This is a genomic window from Halomonas sp. RT37 (genome assembly GCF_040070525.1).
Classification (GTDB): domain Bacteria; phylum Pseudomonadota; class Gammaproteobacteria; order Pseudomonadales; family Halomonadaceae; genus Halomonas; species Halomonas litopenaei.
Map to the genome: position 1 here is coordinate 194,446 of NZ_CP098827.1, position 21,878 is coordinate 216,323.

General features: G+C 64.2%; 17 protein-coding genes. 9 read left to right on the top strand and 8 right to left on the bottom strand.

Annotated elements, in window-relative coordinates; translation table 11 throughout:
- Window positions 1–42: 42 nt before the first annotated feature.
- The 5 genes from NFG58_RS00890 to NFG58_RS00910 form a co-directional block, all read right to left on the bottom strand.
- The gene (locus NFG58_RS00890) at window positions 43–1,047 is read right to left on the bottom strand and encodes a sugar ABC transporter substrate-binding protein (RefSeq protein WP_124805062.1); all 1,005 of its coding nucleotides are present in this window, start codon (window positions 1,045–1,047) and stop codon (window positions 43–45) included.
- A gap of 68 nt (window positions 1,048–1,115) precedes the next feature.
- A complete protein-coding gene (locus tag NFG58_RS00895; protein WP_348827411.1) occupies window positions 1,116–2,267 on the bottom strand; it encodes a phytanoyl-CoA dioxygenase family protein in 1,152 nt (383 codons plus the stop codon).
- A 12-nt stretch (window positions 2,268–2,279) separates the two neighbouring features.
- Window positions 2,280–3,110, bottom strand: a complete 831-nt coding sequence (locus NFG58_RS00900) for an SDR family oxidoreductase (protein ID WP_045993145.1) — start codon at window positions 3,108–3,110, stop codon at window positions 2,280–2,282.
- Between the two features lie 15 nt (window positions 3,111–3,125).
- Complete coding sequence (locus NFG58_RS00905) at window positions 3,126–3,938, bottom strand: ATP-binding cassette domain-containing protein (RefSeq protein WP_045993146.1); 813 nt, start codon at window positions 3,936–3,938, stop codon at window positions 3,126–3,128.
- Window positions 3,938–5,053, bottom strand: a complete 1,116-nt coding sequence (locus tag NFG58_RS00910) for an ABC transporter permease (RefSeq protein WP_045993147.1) — start codon at window positions 5,051–5,053, stop codon at window positions 3,938–3,940. Before NFG58_RS00910 ends, NFG58_RS00905 begins: the two co-directional genes overlap by 1 nt.
- Before the next feature lie 319 nt (window positions 5,054–5,372).
- On the opposite strand from NFG58_RS00910, the gene iolG reads away from it, so the two are divergent.
- Window positions 5,373–6,359 carry an inositol 2-dehydrogenase gene (gene iolG / locus NFG58_RS00915; protein WP_348827412.1) on the top strand — a complete coding sequence of 329 codons (987 nt, stop codon included), beginning with the start codon at window positions 5,373–5,375 and terminating at the stop codon, window positions 6,357–6,359.
- A 24-nt stretch (window positions 6,360–6,383) separates the two neighbouring features.
- Here the strand turns inward: iolG and NFG58_RS00920 are convergent, their stop codons facing one another.
- Complete coding sequence (locus NFG58_RS00920; protein ID WP_124805064.1) at window positions 6,384–7,412, bottom strand: LacI family DNA-binding transcriptional regulator; 1,029 nt, start codon at window positions 7,410–7,412, stop codon at window positions 6,384–6,386.
- Window positions 7,413–7,618: 206 nt separating this feature from the next.
- Here NFG58_RS00920 and NFG58_RS00925 point away from each other — a divergent pair, with 206 nt between their 5' ends.
- Window positions 7,619–8,560, top strand: coding sequence for a sugar phosphate isomerase/epimerase (locus NFG58_RS00925; protein WP_348827413.1), 942 nt, complete (start codon window positions 7,619–7,621; stop codon window positions 8,558–8,560).
- Window positions 8,561–8,754: 194 nt separating this feature from the next.
- On the opposite strand, the gene iolB is transcribed toward NFG58_RS00925, so the two are convergent.
- Both iolB and NFG58_RS00935 read right to left on the bottom strand, forming a co-directional pair.
- Window positions 8,755–9,561, bottom strand: a complete 807-nt coding sequence (gene iolB / locus NFG58_RS00930; protein WP_045993151.1) for a 5-deoxy-glucuronate isomerase — start codon at window positions 9,559–9,561, stop codon at window positions 8,755–8,757.
- A gap of 85 nt (window positions 9,562–9,646) precedes the next feature.
- On the bottom strand, window positions 9,647–10,510 hold the full coding sequence (locus NFG58_RS00935; RefSeq protein WP_045993152.1) for a MurR/RpiR family transcriptional regulator: 864 nt from the start codon (window positions 10,508–10,510) through the stop codon (window positions 9,647–9,649).
- A 404-nt stretch (window positions 10,511–10,914) separates the two neighbouring features.
- Here NFG58_RS00935 and NFG58_RS00940 point away from each other — a divergent pair, with 404 nt between their 5' ends.
- From NFG58_RS00940 to NFG58_RS00970, 7 genes are all read left to right on the top strand, one after another.
- Window positions 10,915–11,748 (top strand): TIM barrel protein, encoded by an 834-nt coding sequence (locus NFG58_RS00940; RefSeq protein ID WP_348827414.1) that lies wholly within the window; start codon window positions 10,915–10,917, stop codon window positions 11,746–11,748.
- A gap of 131 nt (window positions 11,749–11,879) precedes the next feature.
- Window positions 11,880–12,788: a sugar phosphate isomerase/epimerase gene (locus NFG58_RS00945; RefSeq protein WP_108131843.1), complete on the top strand. Its 909-nt coding sequence runs from the start codon at window positions 11,880–11,882 to the stop codon at window positions 12,786–12,788.
- A gap of 260 nt (window positions 12,789–13,048) precedes the next feature.
- The gene (iolC, locus tag NFG58_RS00950) at window positions 13,049–14,965 is read left to right on the top strand and encodes a 5-dehydro-2-deoxygluconokinase (protein ID WP_108131842.1); all 1,917 of its coding nucleotides are present in this window, start codon (window positions 13,049–13,051) and stop codon (window positions 14,963–14,965) included.
- 109 nt (window positions 14,966–15,074) lie between these two features.
- A complete protein-coding gene (gene iolD / locus NFG58_RS00955; RefSeq protein ID WP_348827415.1) occupies window positions 15,075–16,937 on the top strand; it encodes a 3D-(3,5/4)-trihydroxycyclohexane-1,2-dione acylhydrolase (decyclizing) in 1,863 nt (620 codons plus the stop codon).
- Between the two features lie 77 nt (window positions 16,938–17,014).
- Entirely contained in the window at window positions 17,015–17,914 is a 900-nt protein-coding gene (gene iolE, locus NFG58_RS00960; RefSeq protein ID WP_045993157.1) for a myo-inosose-2 dehydratase, read from the top strand.
- A 64-nt stretch (window positions 17,915–17,978) separates the two neighbouring features.
- Window positions 17,979–19,481 (top strand): CoA-acylating methylmalonate-semialdehyde dehydrogenase, encoded by a 1,503-nt coding sequence (locus tag NFG58_RS00965; RefSeq protein WP_045993158.1) that lies wholly within the window; start codon window positions 17,979–17,981, stop codon window positions 19,479–19,481.
- A gap of 520 nt (window positions 19,482–20,001) precedes the next feature.
- Window positions 20,002–21,732 (top strand): hypothetical protein, encoded by a 1,731-nt coding sequence (locus NFG58_RS00970; protein WP_108131839.1) that lies wholly within the window; start codon window positions 20,002–20,004, stop codon window positions 21,730–21,732.
- Window positions 21,733–21,878: the final 146 nt, after the last annotated feature.

Consider the following 21,878-nt stretch of genomic DNA (forward strand, 5'->3'; position numbering starts at 1 on the left):
GCCTTGCCATGGTGGCGGATGGCCATTGGGTGAGGTGGCCGCTTAGCGATAGCCCTGCTGAGTCAGCTCGATGACCTGTTCGGCGTTTTCCTGGGTGATGAAGTTTGGCCCGGTCTGGATATTGTTGGTGGGCTTGAGGCCGTAGCGGTTGTACAGCGCCAGCGAGATGATCGGCAGGTAGCCCTGAAGGTACTGCTGCTGATCCATGGCGAACAGCATCTCGCCATCGCGAACCGCTTCCAGCGTCTCGGCGGACAGGTCGAAGGTGGCGAAGGCGATCTGGCCCATGGCGCCCTGGCTGCGGAATTCGTTGATCAGCGGGTCGGTGGCCAGCGATCCCAGGCTCAGCACGCCGTCGGTGTCCGGGCTCGAGTTGAGGTGGGCAAGCACGGCATTGGTGATGGCGGTGGGATCCTGGGTGGTGGAGATCTGTTCGGCACTGCCGTCGAAGGCGTCGGTAAAGCCCTTGCAGCGGGCGTCAAGCTGCGACTGGCCGGGGGCGAAGTTGATACAGATGGGGCTCTCGACGCCGGCTTCCTTCATGCGCTCACCGGCCATCTTGCCCGCGCGGTACTCGCTCTGACCGACATAGTTGAGTGCGCCGATCTCACCGGCGATCTCTTCGCCGGTGTTGAGCACCACCACCGGAATGCCGGCGGCGATGGCCTCGCGCACCGGCTCGGCGAAGGCGCTGGCATCGGGCATGGTCAGCGCCAGGCCATCGGGTTGGGTGGCAATCGCCTGCTCGATCATCCTCAGCATCTGGGAGGTGTCGTACTGGGCCGGAGAGTTATAGAGAAGCTCCACTCCCATCTCCTCGGCGGCATCCTCGAAACCGCGCTTGAGAACGTTGCCGAAGGGGTCCGCCGCGACGATATGGGTGATCGCCACGAACTTCAGCGGGTCGGCGTCCTGGGCAACGGCCGCCTGGCTCGCCGACAGCGCCATGGCGCCAGCGACCAGGGCGCCGGTGATGGCTCTGGAGAACGGATTGGGGCGCTTGATCCCGGTGTGTGTTGCGCTGGTCTTGTCGGTGGTCTTGCTCATGGCTGTACTCCGATTGTTGTTGGTGTTGCGGGTGATCGTGCTCAGGGGTGTCACGTTGATGCAGCGATTCAGGCGCGTCGGTCCTGCGCCATCCGGTCGAGTGCCCGGTCCAGGCGGTCGGCGTCCCAGTCTTCGTCCAGGGCCTGTGTCAGCAACTCGCATTGGCTCTGGGGGGCCAACCCGCCCTGGGGTGGGGTGCGATCAAGATTGGCCGGGAACGGGTAGGCCTCGGCCAGGGCGGTCACACCTGCGCGGATCGCCGCTGTCCAGCCATCGCGCTGGAAGCGGGCCTTTAGCGCGGGAAAGCCGGCGCGCACCAGGCGTGTGTTGTCGACGCTCTCCATGGCACGGCCAAAGGCCGAGGAGATCTGCAGCAGGTTGGCCATGCGCCGCAGGTCCTGGCTGTCGTTGTCGCCAGCGGCGTGAAACAGCGCCGGGTTGAAGAACAGGCCGTCGCCCCTGGTCAGCGGAAGCTGAACGCGATGGCGGGCGAACACTTGCTGGAAGGCCGGGTCGCGGTAGGCCAGATAGCCTTCGGGGTAGCGCTGGGAGTGAGGCAACAACTGGGTTGGCCCGCTTTCCAGCGGCATGTCGTCGTGGGCCACGGCGCCCTGCAGCGTCAGGTGTTGTGAGGCGACCTGCAATGACAGCGGGTAGCCCAGCGCCTGTGCCTCGCTCAGAAAACCCAGGTGATAGTCGCGATGAGGCAACTGAGCGCGCCCGCCCGGTTTAACCACATTGACCTGGGAGGTGATCTGGTAGCCCGGGCCAAGCCAGGCTTCGGCCACCAGCGCCAGCACCGGGTTGGCGTAGTAGTCGACGAAACCGTCCGGGTCGGCCTCGCCGTGCTTCTGGAAGGCATTCCACAGGCGATCATTGGCACCCGGCGCAGCAAAATGGTCGCCCTGCTGGCCGTGTCCCCGTTCAGCTTCGATCAGCGCAAGAAAGCTCTCGCTGGCGCGGTCCACCGTGGTCCGCTCCATCATTCCGGTGATCGCCAGCACCCCGGGACCGTCCAGCAGGCAGTGATGCCACTCGTCAAGCAGCGTGCGCCGCCGCTGCGGGTCGGCGAGACAGTCAAGGGCATGGCTTGCGCGGTAGAGCGGGATGCCGGAGACGATGCGCTCGGCCTGGGGCAGTTCTTCGGCATTGGTCGTCGATTGGACCAGGGCCTCGAAGGCGGCCACATCAAGCTGGGTTCGATCGATGAAATGCTCCATCGTCTGTCCTCCTCAGTCAGGCCAGCGCATGGCGGCGGGCGGCTGCGGCGCGCTGTCGTGACAGCCCAGCACGCTCTGGTCCATGTCGACGATGGTCCCGGTCATCATTCCCGAGGCGTCGCTGGCCAGGAAGGCCACCGCGCTGGCGACCTCTTCCGGTTCCAGCAGGCGCCCCATGGGCTGCGCGCGGGCGGCCGCTTCCAGCCAGTTATCCTCGGCACCGTGGGTATCCGTCTGGATGCGGTGTTCGCCCGGGGTGTTCATCCAGCCGATGTTGAGGCCATTGACGCGGATGCGATTGCGCAGCAGCGAGTAGGCGGCGTTGCGGGTCAGGGTGGCCAGCGCCCCCTTGCTGCCGCTGTAGGCGCAGATGAAGGGCTGGCCGCCGTGGCCGGACATGCTGAGGATATTGACCACGCGGCCTTCGATACCGTCGCGGATCATTCGCCGCGCAGCTTCCTGCATCAGGAAGAAGGGCGCCTTGGTGTTGACCGCGAACAGTCGGTCGTAGGCGGCCTCGTCGGTGTCGAGCAGGGTGCCGCGCTCGGTGTTGCCGGCGCAGTTGATCAGCATGTCGATGCGCCCGAAGGCCTCATCGGCCTGGGCCACCAGCCGGCGGCAGTCGTCGACCCGGGTCATGTCGGTGGGCACGAACAGCACCTTGGCGTCCTCACCTAGACCCTCGAGCTCGCGAGCCAGGGCCTCGCCCTTGTCCCGCTGGCGCCCGCAGATGACCAGGCCGGACAGGCCACGACCCAGCAGGTGGCGAGCCACCGCCTCGCCCAGTCCCTGGGTGGAACCGGTGACGATGGCCACCTGACCTTTGAATGAACGATCTTGCATAGTAACTCTCCCTGTTCAGGCCGCCTGGCCGTTGCCATCGGCGCGCTGAAATTCGGCAAGCTCAGCGTCCAGGCTCTCGAGCTCGGCGCCACCGGCCATCATGTTGAGCACTTCCTCACGGCTGACCTCGTCCTTGCGGAAGGTACCGAAGCTGGAGCCGCGCTTGAGGATGGTGAAGGCGTCACCCACCGGATAGGCGTGGTGCACGTTGTGGGTGATGAAGATGACCGCCAGACCATCGGCGCGGGCCTTGGCGATGTAGCGCAGCACCACCGAGGCCTGCTTGACCCCGAGCGCCGAGGTGGGCTCGTCGAGGATCAGCACCTTGGCACCGAAGTACACCGCCCGGGCGATGGCCACGCACTGGCGCTCGCCACCGGAAAGGGTTCCGACCGGCTGAGCCGGATCGCGCACATCGATACCGATCTTGGCCATCTCTTCCTTGGCGACGCGATCGGCGAACGTCCAGTCGACGCGACGGGTCGGTCCCCAGCCCCTGGTGGGCTCGCGGCCCATGAAGAAGTTCCGGGTGATCGACATCAGCGGGATCATCGCCAGATCCTGGAAGACCGTGGCGATGCCGGCGTCGAGGGCATCCGAGGGCGAGCTGAAGTGGGCCTCCTTGCCGTCGACCAGGAACTCGCCGTGGGTCGGTACGTGGACCCCCGAGAGGGTCTTGATCAGGGTCGACTTGCCGGCGCCGTTGTCACCGAGCAGGCACATGACCTCGCCGGAGTGAACCTTCATGGAGATGCCGCTCAGGGCGATCACGCTGCCGAAGTGCTTGGCTACGTCGCGCATTTCGATCATCGGGACGGGAGCGTTCATTACTTGGCCTCCAGCGCCTTGCGACGCACGTAGTTGTTGAACAGCACCGCGATCAGCAGCATCGCGCCGAGGAATACCTGGAACCAGTCGGTGTTGACGCCGGTATAGAAGATGCCCATCTGCACCATGCCGAAGATCAGCGCACCGAAGCTGGCGCCGATGGCGGAGCCATAGCCACCGGTGAGCAGGGCGCCGCCGATGACCACCGCGATGATCGCCTCGAGCTCCTTGAGGATGCCGCGGATGGAGTCGGCCGAGCCGGTGTCCATCACCTGCAGGGCGGCGAACACGCAGGCGGCGAAGGCGGTGAACATGAACAGCACGATCTTGACCAGATTGACCGGGACACCGACGTTGCGTGCCGCTTCCTTGTCGCCGCCGCAGGCGAAGATCCAGTTGCCGAAGCGGGTGAACAGCAACACCCAGGTGGCCAGCGCGGTCAGGCCGAGCCACCACACGATGGAGACCGGGATGCCGCTGACGGTGGGATTGCCGGCGAAGTTGGTACCGATCACGCCGATCTCGGACAGCCAGAGGAAGAAGCCCTCGCCGACCTCGCCGCTGAATAGCGCCGCGAACCAGTCGTTGCCGATGACGTCATGGACCCCGCCGATCTGAGTGCGATCCGCCATCAGGCGGGGAATGCCGATAGCCACCCCGCGCAGGATGAACAGAAAGCCCAGGGTGACAATAAAGGAAGGCAGTCCGGTCTTGACCACCAGCCAGCCGTTCAAGGCGCCGATCGCCAGGGCGCAGCCGAAGGCGAAGGACAGCGCCGCCCAGATGGGCCAGCCGTACTGCACCGCAGGGATAGCGATCAACATGCCGGCGAAGCCGATCATCGAACCGATCGACAGGTCGAACTCGCCACCGATCATCAACAGCGCCGCCGCTACGGCCAGGATGCCGAGCTGGGCAGAGACTTCGAGGAAGTTGATCACCCCGGCGCCGGAGAACATGCCGGTGCCCGAGGCAACCAGGGCGAAGAACACGATGACCAGCAGGGCGCCGGCGACGGAGCCGAACTCCGGTCGGTGCAGGGCTTTCTTCAGCGGACTGACGTGGGCAAGACGCTCGTCCTTATCTTGGCTGGTGGGAGAGGCGGTGGTGCTCATGGTGACTCCTTGTGAGGGTCGTCTTGTTGTAGGGGCGGAGACGTCCGCAGTGTTGATGGACGTGTTTCGAACTCGCGGACGGATGTTTCGATTCGTCGTGTTATGAAATGTAGATTCCAAGGGAGAAATTAACAATTCAAAAATTCTATACTTTGGTCTATGCGGAATGTTTGTTCCTTTTTGCGTAGGCTGGGCAACAGGCTTGGGGGCTGCCGGGGTCTCACTGTCGATCGACGATTGATCGTGGTAATCCCGTTCGCCTGAAAGCCACCAAGGCATACCCCTTCGCGGCAATGCACATGGATACAAGGAGCAGAGGATGAAACTGGCATTGATCGGAGCAGGAAGGATCGGCAGGGTGCACGCACTGTCCATCGCCGCCCATCCCGAGGTCACGTTGGCGGCGGTAGTGGATGCCTACCCCGAGGCCGCCGAGACCCTGGCGCGGGACTTCGGCTCCCGGGCTCGGGACATCGATGACGTGTTCGAGGACCCTGAGATCGACGCCGTGCTGATCGCTTCCAGCACCGCGACCCATATCGACTACCTGGAGCGCGCCGCATCGGCAGGCAAGGCAATGCTGTGCGAGAAGCCCATCGCCCTGGACCTGGCGGCTTCACGGGCGACCGCCGAGCGCGTGGCGCAAAGCCTCTGCGCCTTGGCCTTCAATCGTCGCCATGACCCGCAGTTCTCGGCGCTCAAGGATCAATTGGGGCAGGGCCGCATCGGCAAGCTGGAGACGCTGGCGATCACCAGTCGCGACCCCGAGCCGCCGCCCCTCGAGTACGTCAAGGGTTCCGGTGGGCTGTTCCGCGACATGATGATCCACGACTTCGACATGGCCCGCTGGCTGCTCGATGAGCCCATCGTCAGCGTCTACGCCAGCGGCAGTTGTCTGGTGGACCCGGCCATCGGCGAGGCCGGGGATGTGGACAGCGCGGTGGTGGTGATGAAGACCGCCTCGGGGCGCTTGTGCACCATCAGCAATTCTCGGCGTGCGGTATACGGCTACGACCAGCGCATCGAGGCCTTCGGCAGTGACGGCATGTTGCAGGCCCAGAACGAGTGCGACACCCGACTCAATTTCGTCGGCAAGCAGGGCCAACTGGAGGACGCGCCGCGCTGGTTCTTTCTCGAGCGCTACGCCGAGGCCTATCGCCGAGAGCTCGACGACTTCTACCAGAGCTGGCGGGAAGGCCGCGCGCCCCGCGCCGGCATCACGGACGGTGTCGAAGCGTTGCGGTTGGCCGAGGCGGCGGATATCTCACGTCGCGAGGGGCGCACGGTCTACGTCGAGGAGGTGTGAGCCCCGGGGCTCTGGGCTTGTGACTCAATCTTTTCCAGCAAAGCGATGAGAGTCACGCACCACCAGCCGGCCTGGGAGCAGCGTTGGGTCACCTGGGATACGTCGATCGAGCAGGTGTGTGATGGCGCTGTCCACCACCGCATCGAGGTTCGGCTGGTAGCTGGTCAGACGGTAGCGCGGTGAGGCGGCCAGCTCGATATCGTCGAAGCCGACGATCGCCAGCTGTCCGTCGAGGCCGGCCTGGTGCAGGGCATCGAGGGCGCCGATGGCAAGGATGTCGTTTTCGCAGAACAGCGCATCCAGGCGCTGTTCTGCCGGTGTCCTTTGCAGGTAGTCGTGCATCGCCTGATACCCCAGAGCGTGGCGATAATCCGTGGCAGCCAGCGTGGCTGCCAGGGTCAGGCCGTGATCCTCAAGCGTCTGGCGATAGCCGTCGAGACGGGGCAGTCGTGATCTGCCGCTGTCGGGGCCGGCCAGATAGCCCAGCCGTCGATGACCTTCGCCGAGCAGCAGCCGGGCGATTTCGGCGCCAGCCGCATGCTCCTGAATTGCCACGATCTGCACCCCGTCCACCTCGGTGGTACGAAACAGCTGCACCAGTGGCACGTGCTGGCGCTCGGTAGCAAAACGCACGATGTCCTCGCTCAGCACCGTGCCGAGAAACAACAGCCCGTCGACCTGGAAGCGCTCGGCGATATCGAGCAGCTCACCGGAGCGCACCGGTGGTGAAATATTCAAGAGTATCGACAGCTGGCCCCGCTGTTGCAGCGCCAGGGTGGCGGCATTCAGCATCGCCTGGGTATGCGGGTTGGCGAATTGATCGACGACGACGCCGATCAGTTGAGTGCGTCTTGTGGTCAGGCTTCGTGCCAGCAGGTTGGGGCGATAGCCCAGGGCTTCGGCGGCCTCCATCACGCGCTGTCGGGCATTCTCTGAGATCGAGGCGCCGGGAGTGAAGGCCCGCGACACCGTCCACTTGGAGACACCGGCCCGTTCGGCCACCTGGGCGGAGGTCACCTTGCGACCTTGGTCGCGATCGGAACGAATATTCATCGATGCTCCTTGACGGAATTTTTCATTCCATACTAGGCTCGTGCTGGCCTATTTGCAACCGGTTGCATCTGGTCGGATGACGGTGTTGACCCTCTTGAGGTGTTGGCATAGGTCGCCGTCGGAAGAGCCCTTTGTGCCCGCGCCGCCGCCTATGCGTCCACCCGAGCAACGGCGAAACCACACAGCCATATGACAAGGACAATGCCATGAAGCTCTCCATCTGTACCGATGTGATGGCGGACCTCAGCTTTACCGAGATGCTCGACAAGTGCGTGGCGCTCGGGGTGGAAGGTATCGAGATGACCGGTGGTGGCTGGTCGCCGGCGCCGCATTTTCGTGCCGACGAACTGCTCGCCGATAGAAGCCTGCTGGCCTCACGCCTGAAGGAGATCGACGCCCGGGGACTGAAGATCGCCGCCTTGAACTGTTCCGGCAATCCGCTCGACCCGGGGGAACTCGGCGAGCGCCACCGAGGTGAGATCGAACAGACCATCCGGCTCGCCGGTGAGATCGGGGTCAAGCGCATCGTCACCATGTCGGGCCTGCCGGCGGCGGCTCCGGGGGACAGCGTGCCCAATTGGCTCGTCTACACCAAGAGCTGGCCCGATGAGATGCCCGAGCGCGATCGGTACCAGTGGGAAGACTGCGCTTTTCCCTACTGGCACGGCCTGGTGAGGCTGGCCGATGAGGTCGGTGTCGAGCGATTCGCGCTGGAAAATTTTTCGGCGATGCTGGTGTGGAACCCCCAGACCCTGTTTCGCCTGCGTGACGAAGTCGGGCCCAAGGTCGGCATGAACCTGGACCCTTCGCATCTGTTCTGGAAGGGCGCCTGCCCGATCGCCGCGGCCAGGGCACTGGGCGATGCCATCCACCACTGCCACGGCAAGGATACCCGCATCGAGCGGGGACTGGCCGATGTCAACGGTCTGCTCGAGCTCGCCGAGGTCACCGACGTCGCCAATCGCGCCTGGAACTATGTGGCGGTGGGGGCGGGACATGATCTTCAGTGGTGGAAGGAGTTCTTCTCGGTGGTGCGGATGCAGGGCTACAACGACTGGGTCAGCCTCGAGATGGAGGACTTCACCATGTCCACCGAGGCCGGTATCCAGTCGTCGATCGATGCGCTGAAGCAGACCATCAGTCGTTAGCGATATGAATATGCTGGTCAAGGGTGCTGCCAAGATGGCCTGTCCGCGGCTGACATGCCTGCGGCTGGCGGAAAAGGGAAGCGATGCACCATAAAAAAGCCCCGCCGGTGGCGGGGCAAAGAGAGAGACGTTCCTTGGTCCGCCGATGACGCCAGCCCTTACCTGGGCTGCCTGAATCGGCGGAGTTTGTACGGTTACTGTTGCTGCACGATCCACTCGTGTTCAGGGTCGTTCTTGAACTTCCATTCGCGCTTGGGACCGGCCATCACGTTGAGGTAGTAAAGCTCGTAGCCGTGAGGTGCACCCACCGGGTGGTAGCCCCGAGGCACCATCACGCAGCAGCCATTGTCTACCGCCATGGTCTCGTCCAGCGAGCGGTCATCGGTGTAGACCCGCTGAAAGGCGAAGCCCTGGCTCGGATTCAGCCGGTGGTAGTAGGTTTCCTCGAGGATCGACTCCTCGGGCAGATTGTCGACGTCGTGCTTGTGGGGCGGATAGCTCGACCAGTTGCCTGGCGGTGTGTAGACCTCGACCACCAGCAGGCCGTCGGCGGGTTCGGTCTCCGGCAGGATGTCGTGGATATGCCGAGTGTTGGTGCCGCCGCCGCGGGTGGAGCACTTGACCTGCTGTGGCGCGATCAGCCTGGCCTTGTGGTTGCCGTGGCCCGGTGCGCTGCACACCGCGATCTCGAGATCGGTCAGTGCCTCGACCTCGAAGTCCGCTCCATCGGGCAGGTAGACCGAGTAGGGTGGCACCTTGTCGAAGATGTCCATGCGCTCGCCGATGTCCTCCCAGCGTTCGCCGGCGCCGGCGACGGTGGCACGTCCGCTCAACAGCACCAGGCAGTGTTCGCGAGAGCCGGTCTCGCCGCTCAGACGCTGGCCCTTTTGCAGCCGGTGGACACGAAAGCCGACGTGGTCCCAGCCAGCGGATTGCGGGGTGACTTCCAGCACCTTGCCGTCGGCGTCGGGGCTCTGGGGGCGTACAAGAAGCGATGTCATGGACAGGATCTCCTGTTGGTGGCCTGCCCGGTCGCGCAGGGCGCGGGGCGTGGGCGGGCCAGAGTGTCGATGGGCGAGCTGGCGGCTAGCCCGAGGCAGGGGCCTCGGGAGACGAGCCCTTGTCGGCGGCGCTGTCCTGGCGCACGCCCAGGGCGATGGCCATGCTCTGGGCCAGGCACAGGGTGGCGGTGAGGCCGCGGAAGCTCTTCACTTCCGCTTCCTGTACCACCAGGGTCACGTCGGCGACGCGGGCCAGCGGGCTCAGGGTGGAATCGGTGATGGCAACCACCGGCACGCCTTTATCACGGGTCTGTTCGGCTACTTCGCGGGTTTCCGATGCGTAGGGCGAGAAGCTCACCGCCAGCAGGGCGTCGCGGGGACCGATGGCCCGTGCCTGTTCCTGATGCATACCGCCCAGGGCATTGATCAAGAAGCAGCGTTTGTCGACGTGGTTGAGTGCGTACTGCAGGTAGCTTGCCACCGGGAAGGTGCGGCGCATGCCCATCAGGTGCACCGCCTCGGCGCCTTCCAGAAGGTCCAGCGCGCTCTCCAGCTGACGCGGGTCGGTACGCCCCGGGAGTTGCTCGAGCATTTCCCGGTTGGCGTCGGCAAATTCCCACAGCAGTTGAGAGCCGCTGGGGGTTTCACCGGTGGCGGAGCGCACCGCGTGGATGCGCTCTGAGTAGTTGGGCAACTCATCCACCAGGCGTGAGCGAAACAGCTTCTGCATGTCCGAGAAGCCCTTGAACCCAAGGCTGTTGGCAAAGCGAATCAGCGTGGACGGCGTGACGCCCGCCTGCTCGGCCAGCCTCGCCACGGTGGAAAAGGCTACTTCCTGCGGGTGATCGAGCAGAAAACGCGCCGTCTGCTGCAGGCGACGGCTGAGGTCGGGGTACTGCTCGGTGATCTGCGCTTCCAGCGCGCTGAAATCCTGAGGTAGCTCTGCCATGGCGGTTCACTCGGTTGCAGGGTGTTGCCCAGCGTTGGCCGTCGTCTGGGATCACCCTAGTCAATTGGGAATAAAAATTCCATTTATGCTTTAGTATAGAACGTTCGAATGGAACGTTTCATTCAGTGCCAAGGCTATCATTGTTCCCCTGGAGGGGGAGGGTCGCCTTGTACTTTGGTCGACAAGTTGCGGCCACGCCGTCGGTCTTAGTGGGCTAGAAGCCGAGCCCAGATGATTGATTAGCGGGAAAAAGCCACAATCAGCTGAATGCCAAGGCACCAGAGGAGGAAACATTCCCTCTATTTGACCTTGGGAATTTTTGTTCTAAAGTGCGGCCTAACCGGTTGCAAAACAGTTCTGATGTGACGTTTCCGGCACCTTCTTCTCGGCTCAGGGAGCGCCCCATGCCATCTCGATCACTGCACTTTGCCCTTAACCATATGGTCTGTCCTCGCTACTCCATCGAGCAGCTGATGCGCCTGGCCGCCGAGCTCGGCATCGACGCGGTGGAGCTGCGCAACGATGTCGGCGACAACAGCCTGGCGACGCTCGAGCAGGCCGTTGCCGCCGGAGAGCTGGCCCGGGAGCTGGGTCTGAGCGTGCTCAGCGTCAATGCGCTGTATCCGTTCAATGTGTGGGACAAGGAGCGCGCCGTTCAGGCCGAGCACCTGGCCGAACGGTCAGCGGCGGCGGGCGCCCGGGGTCTGGTGCTGTGTCCGCTGGTCGCCGCGCCCGAAGATGCACCAACAGCCACCGATGTGACCAAGGCGCTGGTGGAGCTGGGACCAATCCTGGCTCGTCACGGGCTCGTGGGGTTCGTCGAGCCACTGGGCTTTCCTCGCTCGTCGTTGCGACTCAAGGCTGACGCTTTGGCCGCCATCGACGAGGCCGTCGCCATCCTGGGGCCATCGGAGCTGGTGCGCTTATCGCTGGTGCACGACACCTTTCACCATCGAGGGGCCGGTGAAGCGGCACTGTTTGCCGCGCGCACCGGCCTGGTTCACCTGTCCGGCGTCGAGGATCCGACGCTGACCTTCGACGCCATGCTCGACGGCGACCGGGTGCTGGTGGGTGAGGGCGATCGCCTCGACAACGTCGAACAGGTGCGTCGCCTGCTCGCCGATGGTTATCGCGGCTACCTGTCCTTCGAGCCCTTCGCCGAGTCGGTACACGCGCTTGAGGATCCGGCGGATGCCCTCGCGCGCAGCATTGACGTCATCCGCGATGGAGTGGCCTGAATCGCCGCTGTGACCGCCACATCCATCGCGGTTGACCACGCGGCGATCCACCCGTGTCGGGCTGAACGCCACCCACCTGGTTCAGTGACAACGTCCTGAACCTGAGCGTGAACAATGATAAGGAGACTTCCATGAAAATCGCCCTCGACCCCTTCATGCATCGCCACGTGCCCCTGGAAAAGCTGCCGCGCCTGGCCAAGGACCTGGGATACGACTATCTCGAGCTGTCGCCCCGGGATGACTTCTTCGACTGGTTCGTCCACCCCCGGGTGTTCCCGTCCCGCCTGCGCTCCTTCAAGCAGGCGCTCAAGGACAGCGAGGTCGAGATCGCCTCGCTGCTGCCGATGTTCCGCTGGGCCAGTCCCCACGAGGACGAGCGCCAGGCGGCGGTGAAGTACTGGAAGAAGGCCATCGAGGTGGCGGTGGAAATGGGTGTGGACACCATGAACTCCGAGTTCGGTCGTGGCCCGCATCCCGAGCGTGGCAGTTGTTCAGCCTGCTGCCATGGCGGCGCCACCACCGAATCCAGCGAGGCCGCCTGGTGGCGCTCGATGGAGGAGCTGGTACCGATCTTCGAGCGCGAGGGCATCCAACTCAACGTCGAGCCACACCCGGATGACTTTGTCGAGACGCTGCACCCGGCGGTGGACATGATTCGTACCATCGACTCGGACAACGTGAAGTTTCTCTACTGCGCACCCCATACCTTCCACTTTGGCGATGACATGGCGCAGATGATCCGTGACAGCGCCCCGGTGCTGGCCCACGTCCACGTGGCGGATACCTTCAATCACAAGGGATCGTCGGGGCTGCGCTACATCATCAATCCGCCGGGCTCCACCGCCCGCATCCACCAGCATCTGGATATCGGCCAGGGCGAGATCGACTGGGATCTGTTCTTCAAGACGCTGGCCGAGGTCGGCTTCGACGGCATCATGACCGCCTGTGTGTTCGCCTGGGAAGAGCGCGCAGAAGACTCCTCGCGCTTTATGCGCCAGGAAATCCAGCGCTACGTCGATACCTACTTCAACCTACGCTGAGGCTCGTCCTGGCCGCGCTACCTCCACGCCCTGTCCGGCGCCACCGGGCGGGGCGACTTGCCGCCCGGGAGCGTGACGGCAGGCTCTCGTGCTTCCCGGACACTGCTACGACCAAAGATGAACTGAATCGGCTGTTCCAGAGATTGAACGAGTGGAATATCAGTTCTATCATGGATTCAAATAGAACGAACAATCCAAAGTCGTCGGGACGCCCGTCACGGGCAGAGCACGGCTTATCGTGACCACACCAGGGTGACGCCATGACCACCAACAAGACGCTGGACCTAATCTGCCTGGGCCGAGCGGCCGTGGATTTCTACGGCGAACAGATCGGCAGCCGGCTCGAGGACATGTCGTCCTTCAACAAGTACCTCGGCGGCTCGTCGGCCAATATCGCCTACGGTACCGCTCGCATGGGGCTGAAGTCTGCCATGCTGACGCGGGTCGGCGACGAGCACATGGGGCGCTTCGTACGCGAGGAACTGGCCCGGGTGGGCGTGGACGTCAGTCAGGTCATCACCGACCAGGAACGACTCACCGGTCTGGTGATCCTGGGCATCAAGGATCAGGACACCTTTCCGCTGATCTTCTATCGCGACAATTGCGCCGACATGGCGATCAGTGCCGATGACATGGATCCCGAGTTCATCGCCTCCAGTCGGGCGCTGTTGATCACCGGTACCCATTTCTCCACCGACGGCACCTATCAGGCCAGCAAGACCGCCATCGAATACGCCAAGGCGGCCGGCACCAAGGTGATTCTCGATATCGACTATCGTCCGGTGCTGTGGGGCCTGACCTCGCTGGGTGACGGCGAGACCCGCTTTATCTCCGATGATGGTGTCAGCGCCCACCTGCAGACCATTCTGCCGGACCTGGACCTGGTGGTCGGCACCGAGGAAGAGGTCCACATCGCCGGTGGCAGCACCGACACCATCACCGCGCTCAAGCGCATTCGCGAGCTGAGCGATGCCTCCATCGTGCTCAAGCTGGGCGCGCAGGGCTGCACCGTGCTCGACGGTGAGATTCCCGACAGCGAGTCCGAGTTCGAGGTATTCACCGGGGTGCGTGTCGAGGTGCTCAATGTGCTGGGTGCCGGTGACGCCTTCCTCAGCGGTTTCCTGCGCGGCTGGCTCAACGGCGAAAGTCATCAGCAAAGCTGTGCCTACGCCAACGCCTGCGGGGCCCTGGTGGTCTCCCGCCACGGCTGTGCCCCGGCGATTCCCAGCAGCGAGGAACTCGACGACTACCTGAGTCGCGCCGAGGATATCCCGCGTCCCGACCTGGACACGCGGCTCAATCACCTGCACCGGGTCACCACCCAGCGTAGCCCGACGCAGTGGTCGGATCTGTGCGTGCTGGCCTTCGACCATCGCAAGCAATTCTACGACATGGCCCGGGAGGTCGGCGCCGACCCCGGAAGGATCAAGACGTTGAAACGGCTGCTGGTGCAGGCGGCGGAGCAGGGCGCCGGACATATCGGTGACAGCCAGATGGGCGTGCTGATCGACGACACCTACGGTCAGGATGCACTCAATGACGTGACCGGGCGCGGCTGGTGGATTGGCCGCCCGGTGGAGTTGCCGAGCTCGCGTCCCATCGAGCTGGAAGGCGGGCGCAATATCGGTGCCCGACTGGCCGCCTGGCCTCGCGAGCACATCGTCAAGTGCCTGGTGTTCTACCACCCGGAGGACCAGCTCGACCTGCGCCGCACCCAGGAGCGCCAGGTGGTGGAGCTGTATGACGCCTGCCTCAGGACCGGGCATGAGCTGCTGCTCGAGATCATTCCGCCCAAGGATCAGCAAAGCGATGACGATACCTTTCTCAACGCCATGCAGCGCTTTTACAACCTCGGCGTCTATCCCGACTGGTGGAAGCTGCCGCCGCAGACCCCCGCGGCCTGGGAGCGCATCAGCGTGCTGCTGGCGCGACGCGCCCCCCACTGTCGCGGCGTGGTGATGCTGGGGCTCGATGCGCCCCTCGATACGCTCAAGAAGGGCTTCATGGACAGCGCCGGGTTCGACGTGTGCAAGGGCTTCGCGGTGGGGCGCTCGATCTTTGCCGAGCCCAGCCGTCGCTGGCTCGCCGGCGAGGCCGACGACCAGGCGCTGATCGACGATGTCGTCGCCAATTACCGCGAACTGGTGGACTGCTGGAAAGAACGCCAGAGCGTCTGAACGAGAATGAGCGAAATGGGGTGCGCGTGGTAGCGCTCCCAGACCATGACCAAGATAACGATAATCCGGGTCCCCTCAGGACCCGGCAGCCATCTCCGAGAGCATTGCCATGTCCACGATTCGACTGACCATGTCCCAGGCGGTGATCCGCTACATGCAGGCCCAGAAGGTGAACGTCGCCGGCCAGATCAAGCCGCTGTTTCCCGGCGTCTGGGCGATCTTCGGCCACGGCAACGTGGCCGGCCTCGGCGAGGCGCTGTATCAGGCCCGTGAGACGCTGCCGACCTACCGCGCCCACAACGAGCAGGCCATGTGCCACGCCGCCATTGCCTTCACCAAGACGCTCAATCGGCGCCAGGTGATGGCCTGTACCGCCTCCGCCGGTCCTGGTTCGGTGAACATGGTAACCGCGGCGGCGGTGGCCCACGTCAATCGACTGCCGCTACTGCTGCTGCCGGGCGACACCTTCGCCACGCGCAAGCCCGATCCGGTGCTGCAGCAGGTCGAGAACTTCCACGACCACACCCTGACCTCCAACGACTGCTTCAAGCCGGTGAGTCGCTTCTTCGATCGCATCACCCGGCCGGAGCAACTGCTGACGTCGCTGCCCCAGGCGATGCGGGTGCTGACTGACCCGGTGGAGTGTGGTCCGGTGACCCTGGCGCTGCCCCAGGACATCCAGACCGAGGCCTACGACTATCCCGAGCATTTCTTTGTCGAGAAGGTGCACCACCTGCGCCGTCAGGCCGCCGATCCGCGCGAGCTCGACGATGCCATCGCCTTGATCCGCTCGGCCGAGCGACCGCTGCTGGTGGCCGGTGGCGGCGTCCACTACGCCGAGGCGCTGTCAGAGCTCGACGCCTTCGTCAGCCGCTACCAGGTGCCGGTGACCGAGACCCAGGCGGGCAAGGGCGCGTTGCCCTGGGACCATGCCAGCAACGTCGGCACCCTGGGTGTGACCGGTTCAGCCGCCGCCAACAGCCTGGCCCAGGAAGCGGATCTGATCATCGCCGTGGGCACCCGGCTTGGCGATTTCGCCTCTGGCTCCCGGGCGCTGATCAACCCCGAGGCGAAGATACTGTGTCTCAACGTGGCCTCCTTCGATGCGGTCAAGCACTACGCCCAGCCGCTGGTGGGCGATGCCCGCCTGAGCCTTGTCAGCCTGAAGGACGGGCTCGAGCAGGGCACCGCCCCGTGGCGGCCGGCCTCGTCCTGGAGCGAGCGGGCGGCCGCGCTGCGCGTTGACTGGAATGCCACCGTGGAACGGGTGACCCAGGATCGCGGCACCGGGCTGCCCTGTGACGCCGAGGTGGTGGGGGCGGTCAACCGCGCCGCCGGCGAACGCGACATCGTGGTGTGTGCCGCGGGGGGCCTGCCGGGCGAGCTGCAGAAACTGTGGCGTACTCGCTTCGATCGCGGCTACCACATGGAATACGGCTACTCCTGCATGGGCTACGAACTTGCCGGAGGCCTCGGCACCAAGATGGCGCTGCCCGATTCAGAGGTGTTCGTGATGGTCGGTGACGGCTCCTACCTGATGATGAACTCGGAGATCGCCACCTCGGTAATGCTGGGGCACAAGATCATCGCGGTGGTGCTCGACAATCGCGGCTATGGCTGCATCCATCGACTTCAGCAATTCTGCGGCGGCCCCGGCTTCAACAACCGGCTGGAGGACTGCCTGAGCGTCGAGGCCGGCGCGCCCAAGACCGACTTCGCCGCCCACGCCGCCGCCCTGGGCGCCAATAGCGAGAAGGTCGCCAATATCGCTGAGCTTGAGCAGGCCCTCGAGCGCGCCAAGGCGTCCGACATCAGCTATGTGATCGCCATCGACACCGATGGCCTCAACGACACCAAGGAAGGTGGTGCCTGGTGGGACGTGGCGGTGCCTGAAGTCTCGCCGCGTCAGGAAGTGGTGGACGCCCGCGAGCGCTATCAGTCCCACAAGGCGCGTCAGGCCAGAAATCTCTAGGCCCGAGTCCGCTCTGCCACAACAACCAAATATTCCAGGCGCGCCGGCGCCTGGAGCACCGAACGCCGGAGGACGCCATGAGCATAAGACTGGGCATCAACCCCCTGACCTGGACCAATGATGACCTGCCCTCGCTGGGCGGAGACACCCCGCTGGAGACCTGCCTCGCCGAGGGACGAGAGGCCGGTTTCGACGGCTTCGAGCTGGGCCACAAGTTTCCCCGCGACGCCGCCACCCTGGGGCCGATCCTCGAGCGTCACCAACTGTCGCTGGTGTCAGGCTGGTACAGCGCCGAGCTTTTGACCCGCAGCGCCGAGGAGGAGATCGCAGCGCTGACGCCCCATCTGGAACTGCTCAAGGCGCTCGGCGCCAGGGTCATGGTGTTCTGCGAGGTCTCGCGCTGCGTGCATGGACAGATGGGGGTACCGCTGAGCCATCGCCCCACCATGAGCGACGAGGAATGGACGCTGTTTACCGAGCGCCTTGACCAGGTGGCCGAACACTGCCAGCGCGAGGGCGTGCAGATCGCCTATCACCACCATCTGGGAACGCTGGTGGAATCCGAGGCCGACATCGACCGGCTGATGGCGGCCACCGGACCGGCGCTGGGCCTGCTTCTGGACACCGGCCACCTGGTGGCTGCCGGTGGCGATCCGTTCGGCGTGCTCGAGCGTCACGCTGCACGCGTCAACCATGTGCACTGCAAGGATATCCGTGCCGAGGTGCTGGCCGATGTGCGCAACCGCAACCGGAGCTTCCTGGAAGGGGTACTGGACGGCATGTTCACCGTGCCCGGTGATGGCTTCATCGACTATGGCCGGTTGTTCCAGGGGCTGGTCGCGCACGACTACCAGGGCTGGGTGGTGGTGGAGGCCGAGCAGGATCCCGCCGTGGCCCATCCACTGACCTATGCCCGCAAGGGCTATGACCATCTTGCACGCTGCTGCGACGAGGCCGGGCTGGCCCTGGCCTCGTGACAGCGACCCCCGTGCCGATGTCTTCAGTCATCTGTTCGATAACTCTTTGTATCAGGAGCACCGCATGACCATTCTGGGCAACTTTATCGCCGGCCAGCCCCAGGCCAGCCACAGTGGCCGCACTGCCGAGGTCTTCGACCCGGCCAGCGGCGAGGTGACACGTCAGGTAGCACTGTCCAGCGCCGACGAGACCCGTGACGCCATCCGCGTCGCCGACGAAGCCTTCCCCGGCTGGGCCAAAATGTCACCGCTCAAGCGTTCACGCATTCTGTTCAAGTTCAAGGCGCTGGTGGAAGAGCACGCCGACGAGATCGCGCGGCTGATTTCCTCCGAGCACGGCAAGGTGTTCTCCGACGCCAAGGGCGAGCTGACACGCGGGCTCGAGGTGGTGGAATTCGCCTGCGGCATACCGCACCTGCAGAAGGGCGAACATTCCCTCAACGTCGGCACCGGTGTCGACAGCTTCTCGCTGATGCAGCCGCTGGGCGTGTGCGCCGGCATCTCACCGTTCAACTTCCCGGCCATGGTACCGATGTGGATGTTCCCGGTGGCGCTGGCCTGTGGCAACACCTTCGTGATGAAGCCATCGGAGAAGGATCCGTCCACGCCGATGCGTCTGGCCGAGCTGCTCAAGCAAGCCGGCCTGCCGGACGGCGTGTTTAACGTGGTCAATGGCGACAAGGAGAGCGTGGACGTGCTGCTCACCGATGAGCGGGTGCAGGCGGTCAGCTTCGTCGGCTCGACGCCCATCGCCGAATACATCTACGCCACGGCGTCTGCCCACGGCAAGCGGGTTCAGGCGCTGGGCGGCGCCAAGAACCACATGGTGGTGATGCCCGATGCCGACCTCGACCAGGCGGTGGATGCGTTGATGGGCGCGGCCTACGGCAGCGCCGGCGAGCGCTGCATGGCGATCTCGGTGGCGGTGCCGGTGGGCGAGGAGACCGCCGAGCGGTTGCGCGCCAAGCTGGTCGAACGGCTGCAGACGCTGAGCGTCGGCCCCGGCATCAAGGAGGGGCCCGACCACGACATGGGGCCGCTGGTCACCCGCGCTCACCTGGACAAGGTGGTCGGCTATATCCAGGCCGGCGTCGACGAGGGCGCCGAGCTGGTGGTGGACGGACGCGAGGCGACTATCGACAACGCCGGCAATGGCTTCTTCGTCGGGGGTTCGCTGTTCGACCACGTCACGCCGGGCATGCGCATCCACCGCGAGGAAATCTTTGGCCCGGTGCTGGCGATCGCCCGCGTCGACAGCTTCGAAGACGCCCTGGCCATGGTCAACGACCACGAATACGGCAATGGTACCGCCATCTTTACCCGTGACGGCGCCGCCGCTCGCCAGTACTGCGAGCGCATTCAGGTCGGCATGGTCGGCGTCAACGTGCCGATCCCGGTGCCCATGGCCTTTCACAGCTTTGGCGGCTGGAAGCGCTCGCTGTTCGGCCCGCTGCATATGCATGGCCCCGACGGCGTGCGCTTCTACACCCGCATGAAGACCATCACCCAGCGCTGGCCCAGCGAGGTACGTGATAGCGGCGGTCACTTCACCATGCCGACGCTGTAGCTGTAGCTGTAGCTGTAGCTGTAGCTGTAGCTGTAGCTGTGGTCCTGTGACTGCGTATGACGCCGTAGCGGTGCGTGTGTCGCCTTGGCGATGCATCAAGCGTCCCGCTTCGGCGTTGGTGCCCTGTCCCGTCGGCGATGCTGCGGCGTACCGGGGGCGGATGCTATCCGGTTGCGCCGTTTCACGCTTGCCAAGGCGCCGAATCCGGCGCCTTCTTTTTGGCTATCGCGGCAGGTGTTGAAGCGTGGGACTGGAGCGAGTGGTTAAGGCGGATAGATGATGTTTGTGTGCGCCAATTCAGTTAAAGGTGTCGTCATGGATTACGTTATTTACAATTTTGTCGGATCAGGCGTTCGAGTCGACTAAAGTATAGAACGTTTGGTTTGTTGTTTTTTCTTTCGGAATGTATGTTTCATTTGGTGCGGGCCGTGGAAAAGCATGGACCGCCGAGGTTGGAGTCCTGACCGTTTGCAACCGGTCACAAGGGCCATCGATCCTCCAATAACAAGTGGACAACGTTATGAGCACAGAAGCGGCAGGGGCGCAGGCGACCGCGACAGCGGACGACAACGCCCAGAGCGAAGAGCTCGAATATCAACGCATTCCCCCCAGCCGGCAGTTGAGCGGCAAGTACTTTCTCGGGGCCTACTCCGGTGAGCACGTGGCCGGCACCGAATTCGTCATCGGCGCAGCGCTGGTCACCTTAGGTGTTTCCACCGGTGATCTGATCTGGGGCCTGATTCTCGGTAATTTCATGGCGGTGCTGTCCTGGGCCTGGATCTGCAGTCCGGTGGCTACCCGCACCCGCATGACGGTGTACTGGTTCCTGGCCCGGCTTGCCGGCAAGAAGATCTCCACCGTCTACAACATCCTCAATGGTGTCTTCTACGCCGTCATCGCCGGCGCCATGATCACCGTCTCGGCCTCGGCCTTCCGGGTGCTGACCGATATTCCGCCCCAGGTGGGACTCTATCCCACCAGTGCCAGCTTCGTGATCCTGGCGCTGCTGGTCGGCGCCTTTACCGTCTGGCTGACCCTCAAGGGCTTCAAGCGCATCGCCAACTTTTCCACCGTATGCGCGCCCTGGATGGCGATCATGTTCCTGGTCAGCGGTATCCTGTCGATCCCCATCGTCACCCACCTGGGCGCCGAGCAAGGCATCGATGGCCTGGGCAACGTGCTCGGTGCACTGGTGTGGACCGGCGTTACTCCCGAAGGCGAGCCTGGCATCAACATGTGGGTCATCGCCGCCTGGGCCTGGGGCATCAACCTGCCGATGCACCTCGGCATGAGCGACATGAGCATCCTGCGCTTCGCGCGCAAGTCCTCCTACGGCTACTTTTCAGCCTCTGGCATGTACATCGGCCACTTCATGGCCTGGGTCTGTGCGGGCATCCTTGGCGCCACCTCGGCGATGCTGCTCAAGGAAGCCATGGTCGATCTTGATCCGGGCGCCATCGCCTTCCGTCTGCTCGGCGCCATGGGGCTGGTGGCGGTAGTGATCGCCGGCTGGACCACTTCGATCCCCAGCCTCTATCGCTCCGGGCTGGCGTTTCAGGCGGTGTTCCATCGTCACAAGCCGTTCAACGTTGCCCTGGTGGTGGGGGCTGCCACCACGGTCGTCGCCTGCTTCCCGTTCGTCTTCGGTTCGCTGCTCAACGTCCTGTCCTACTTCGTGATGATGATGGCCCCCATCGGCGCGATCATCGCCGCCGAGCATTTCCTGCTGCCGCGCCTGTCGATCCGCCCGCTGTGGCGCGAACATCAGGGGCTCGAGGACAATCGTCCGGCCATGCTGACCTGGGCCATCGGGGTGATCCTCGGCGTCGTGCTCATTGCCCTGCCCCAGGTGCATCTGTTTGTCGTGTTTCTCCCGGTGTGGACCCTGAGCTTTCTGCTCTACCCGCTGCTGTGCCGCCGGATGGGCGCGAACACCGAGTCCGGTATCGACTACTACGAAGAGGCCTATGGCCCGGTGGATCCGCCGGAACTGCCCGGCGAGTCGCCCCAGGCGCAGCCCGCGGTCAATCGTCGTGATCCGCTGTACCTGATCTCGTTTGCCTGCCTGGTGATCATCATCCTGGCGGCACTGTGGTCATGGACCGGTGACAACGCCGCTGTCGTCGACTACGTGGAAACCTTCAAGTGGCTGGTGATTCCGCTGTCGCTGGTGTACTTCGTGTGCGCTTCGATCTGGATTCATCGTCGTCGCCCGGCGGCGGCGCTTGCCGCAGACGATCCCCATGTGTGATGACCCCAACCCTCAACAAGGCTAAGTGACATGGCCGCCCGAGCGATCGGGCGGCCACGCCACCTGGCTCTGGCACCAGCGCCGCGACGCTGGTAGAGCCTTGACGCTGCCCACACGACGTTTTCGACCCATGGGAGGGCAGCAGG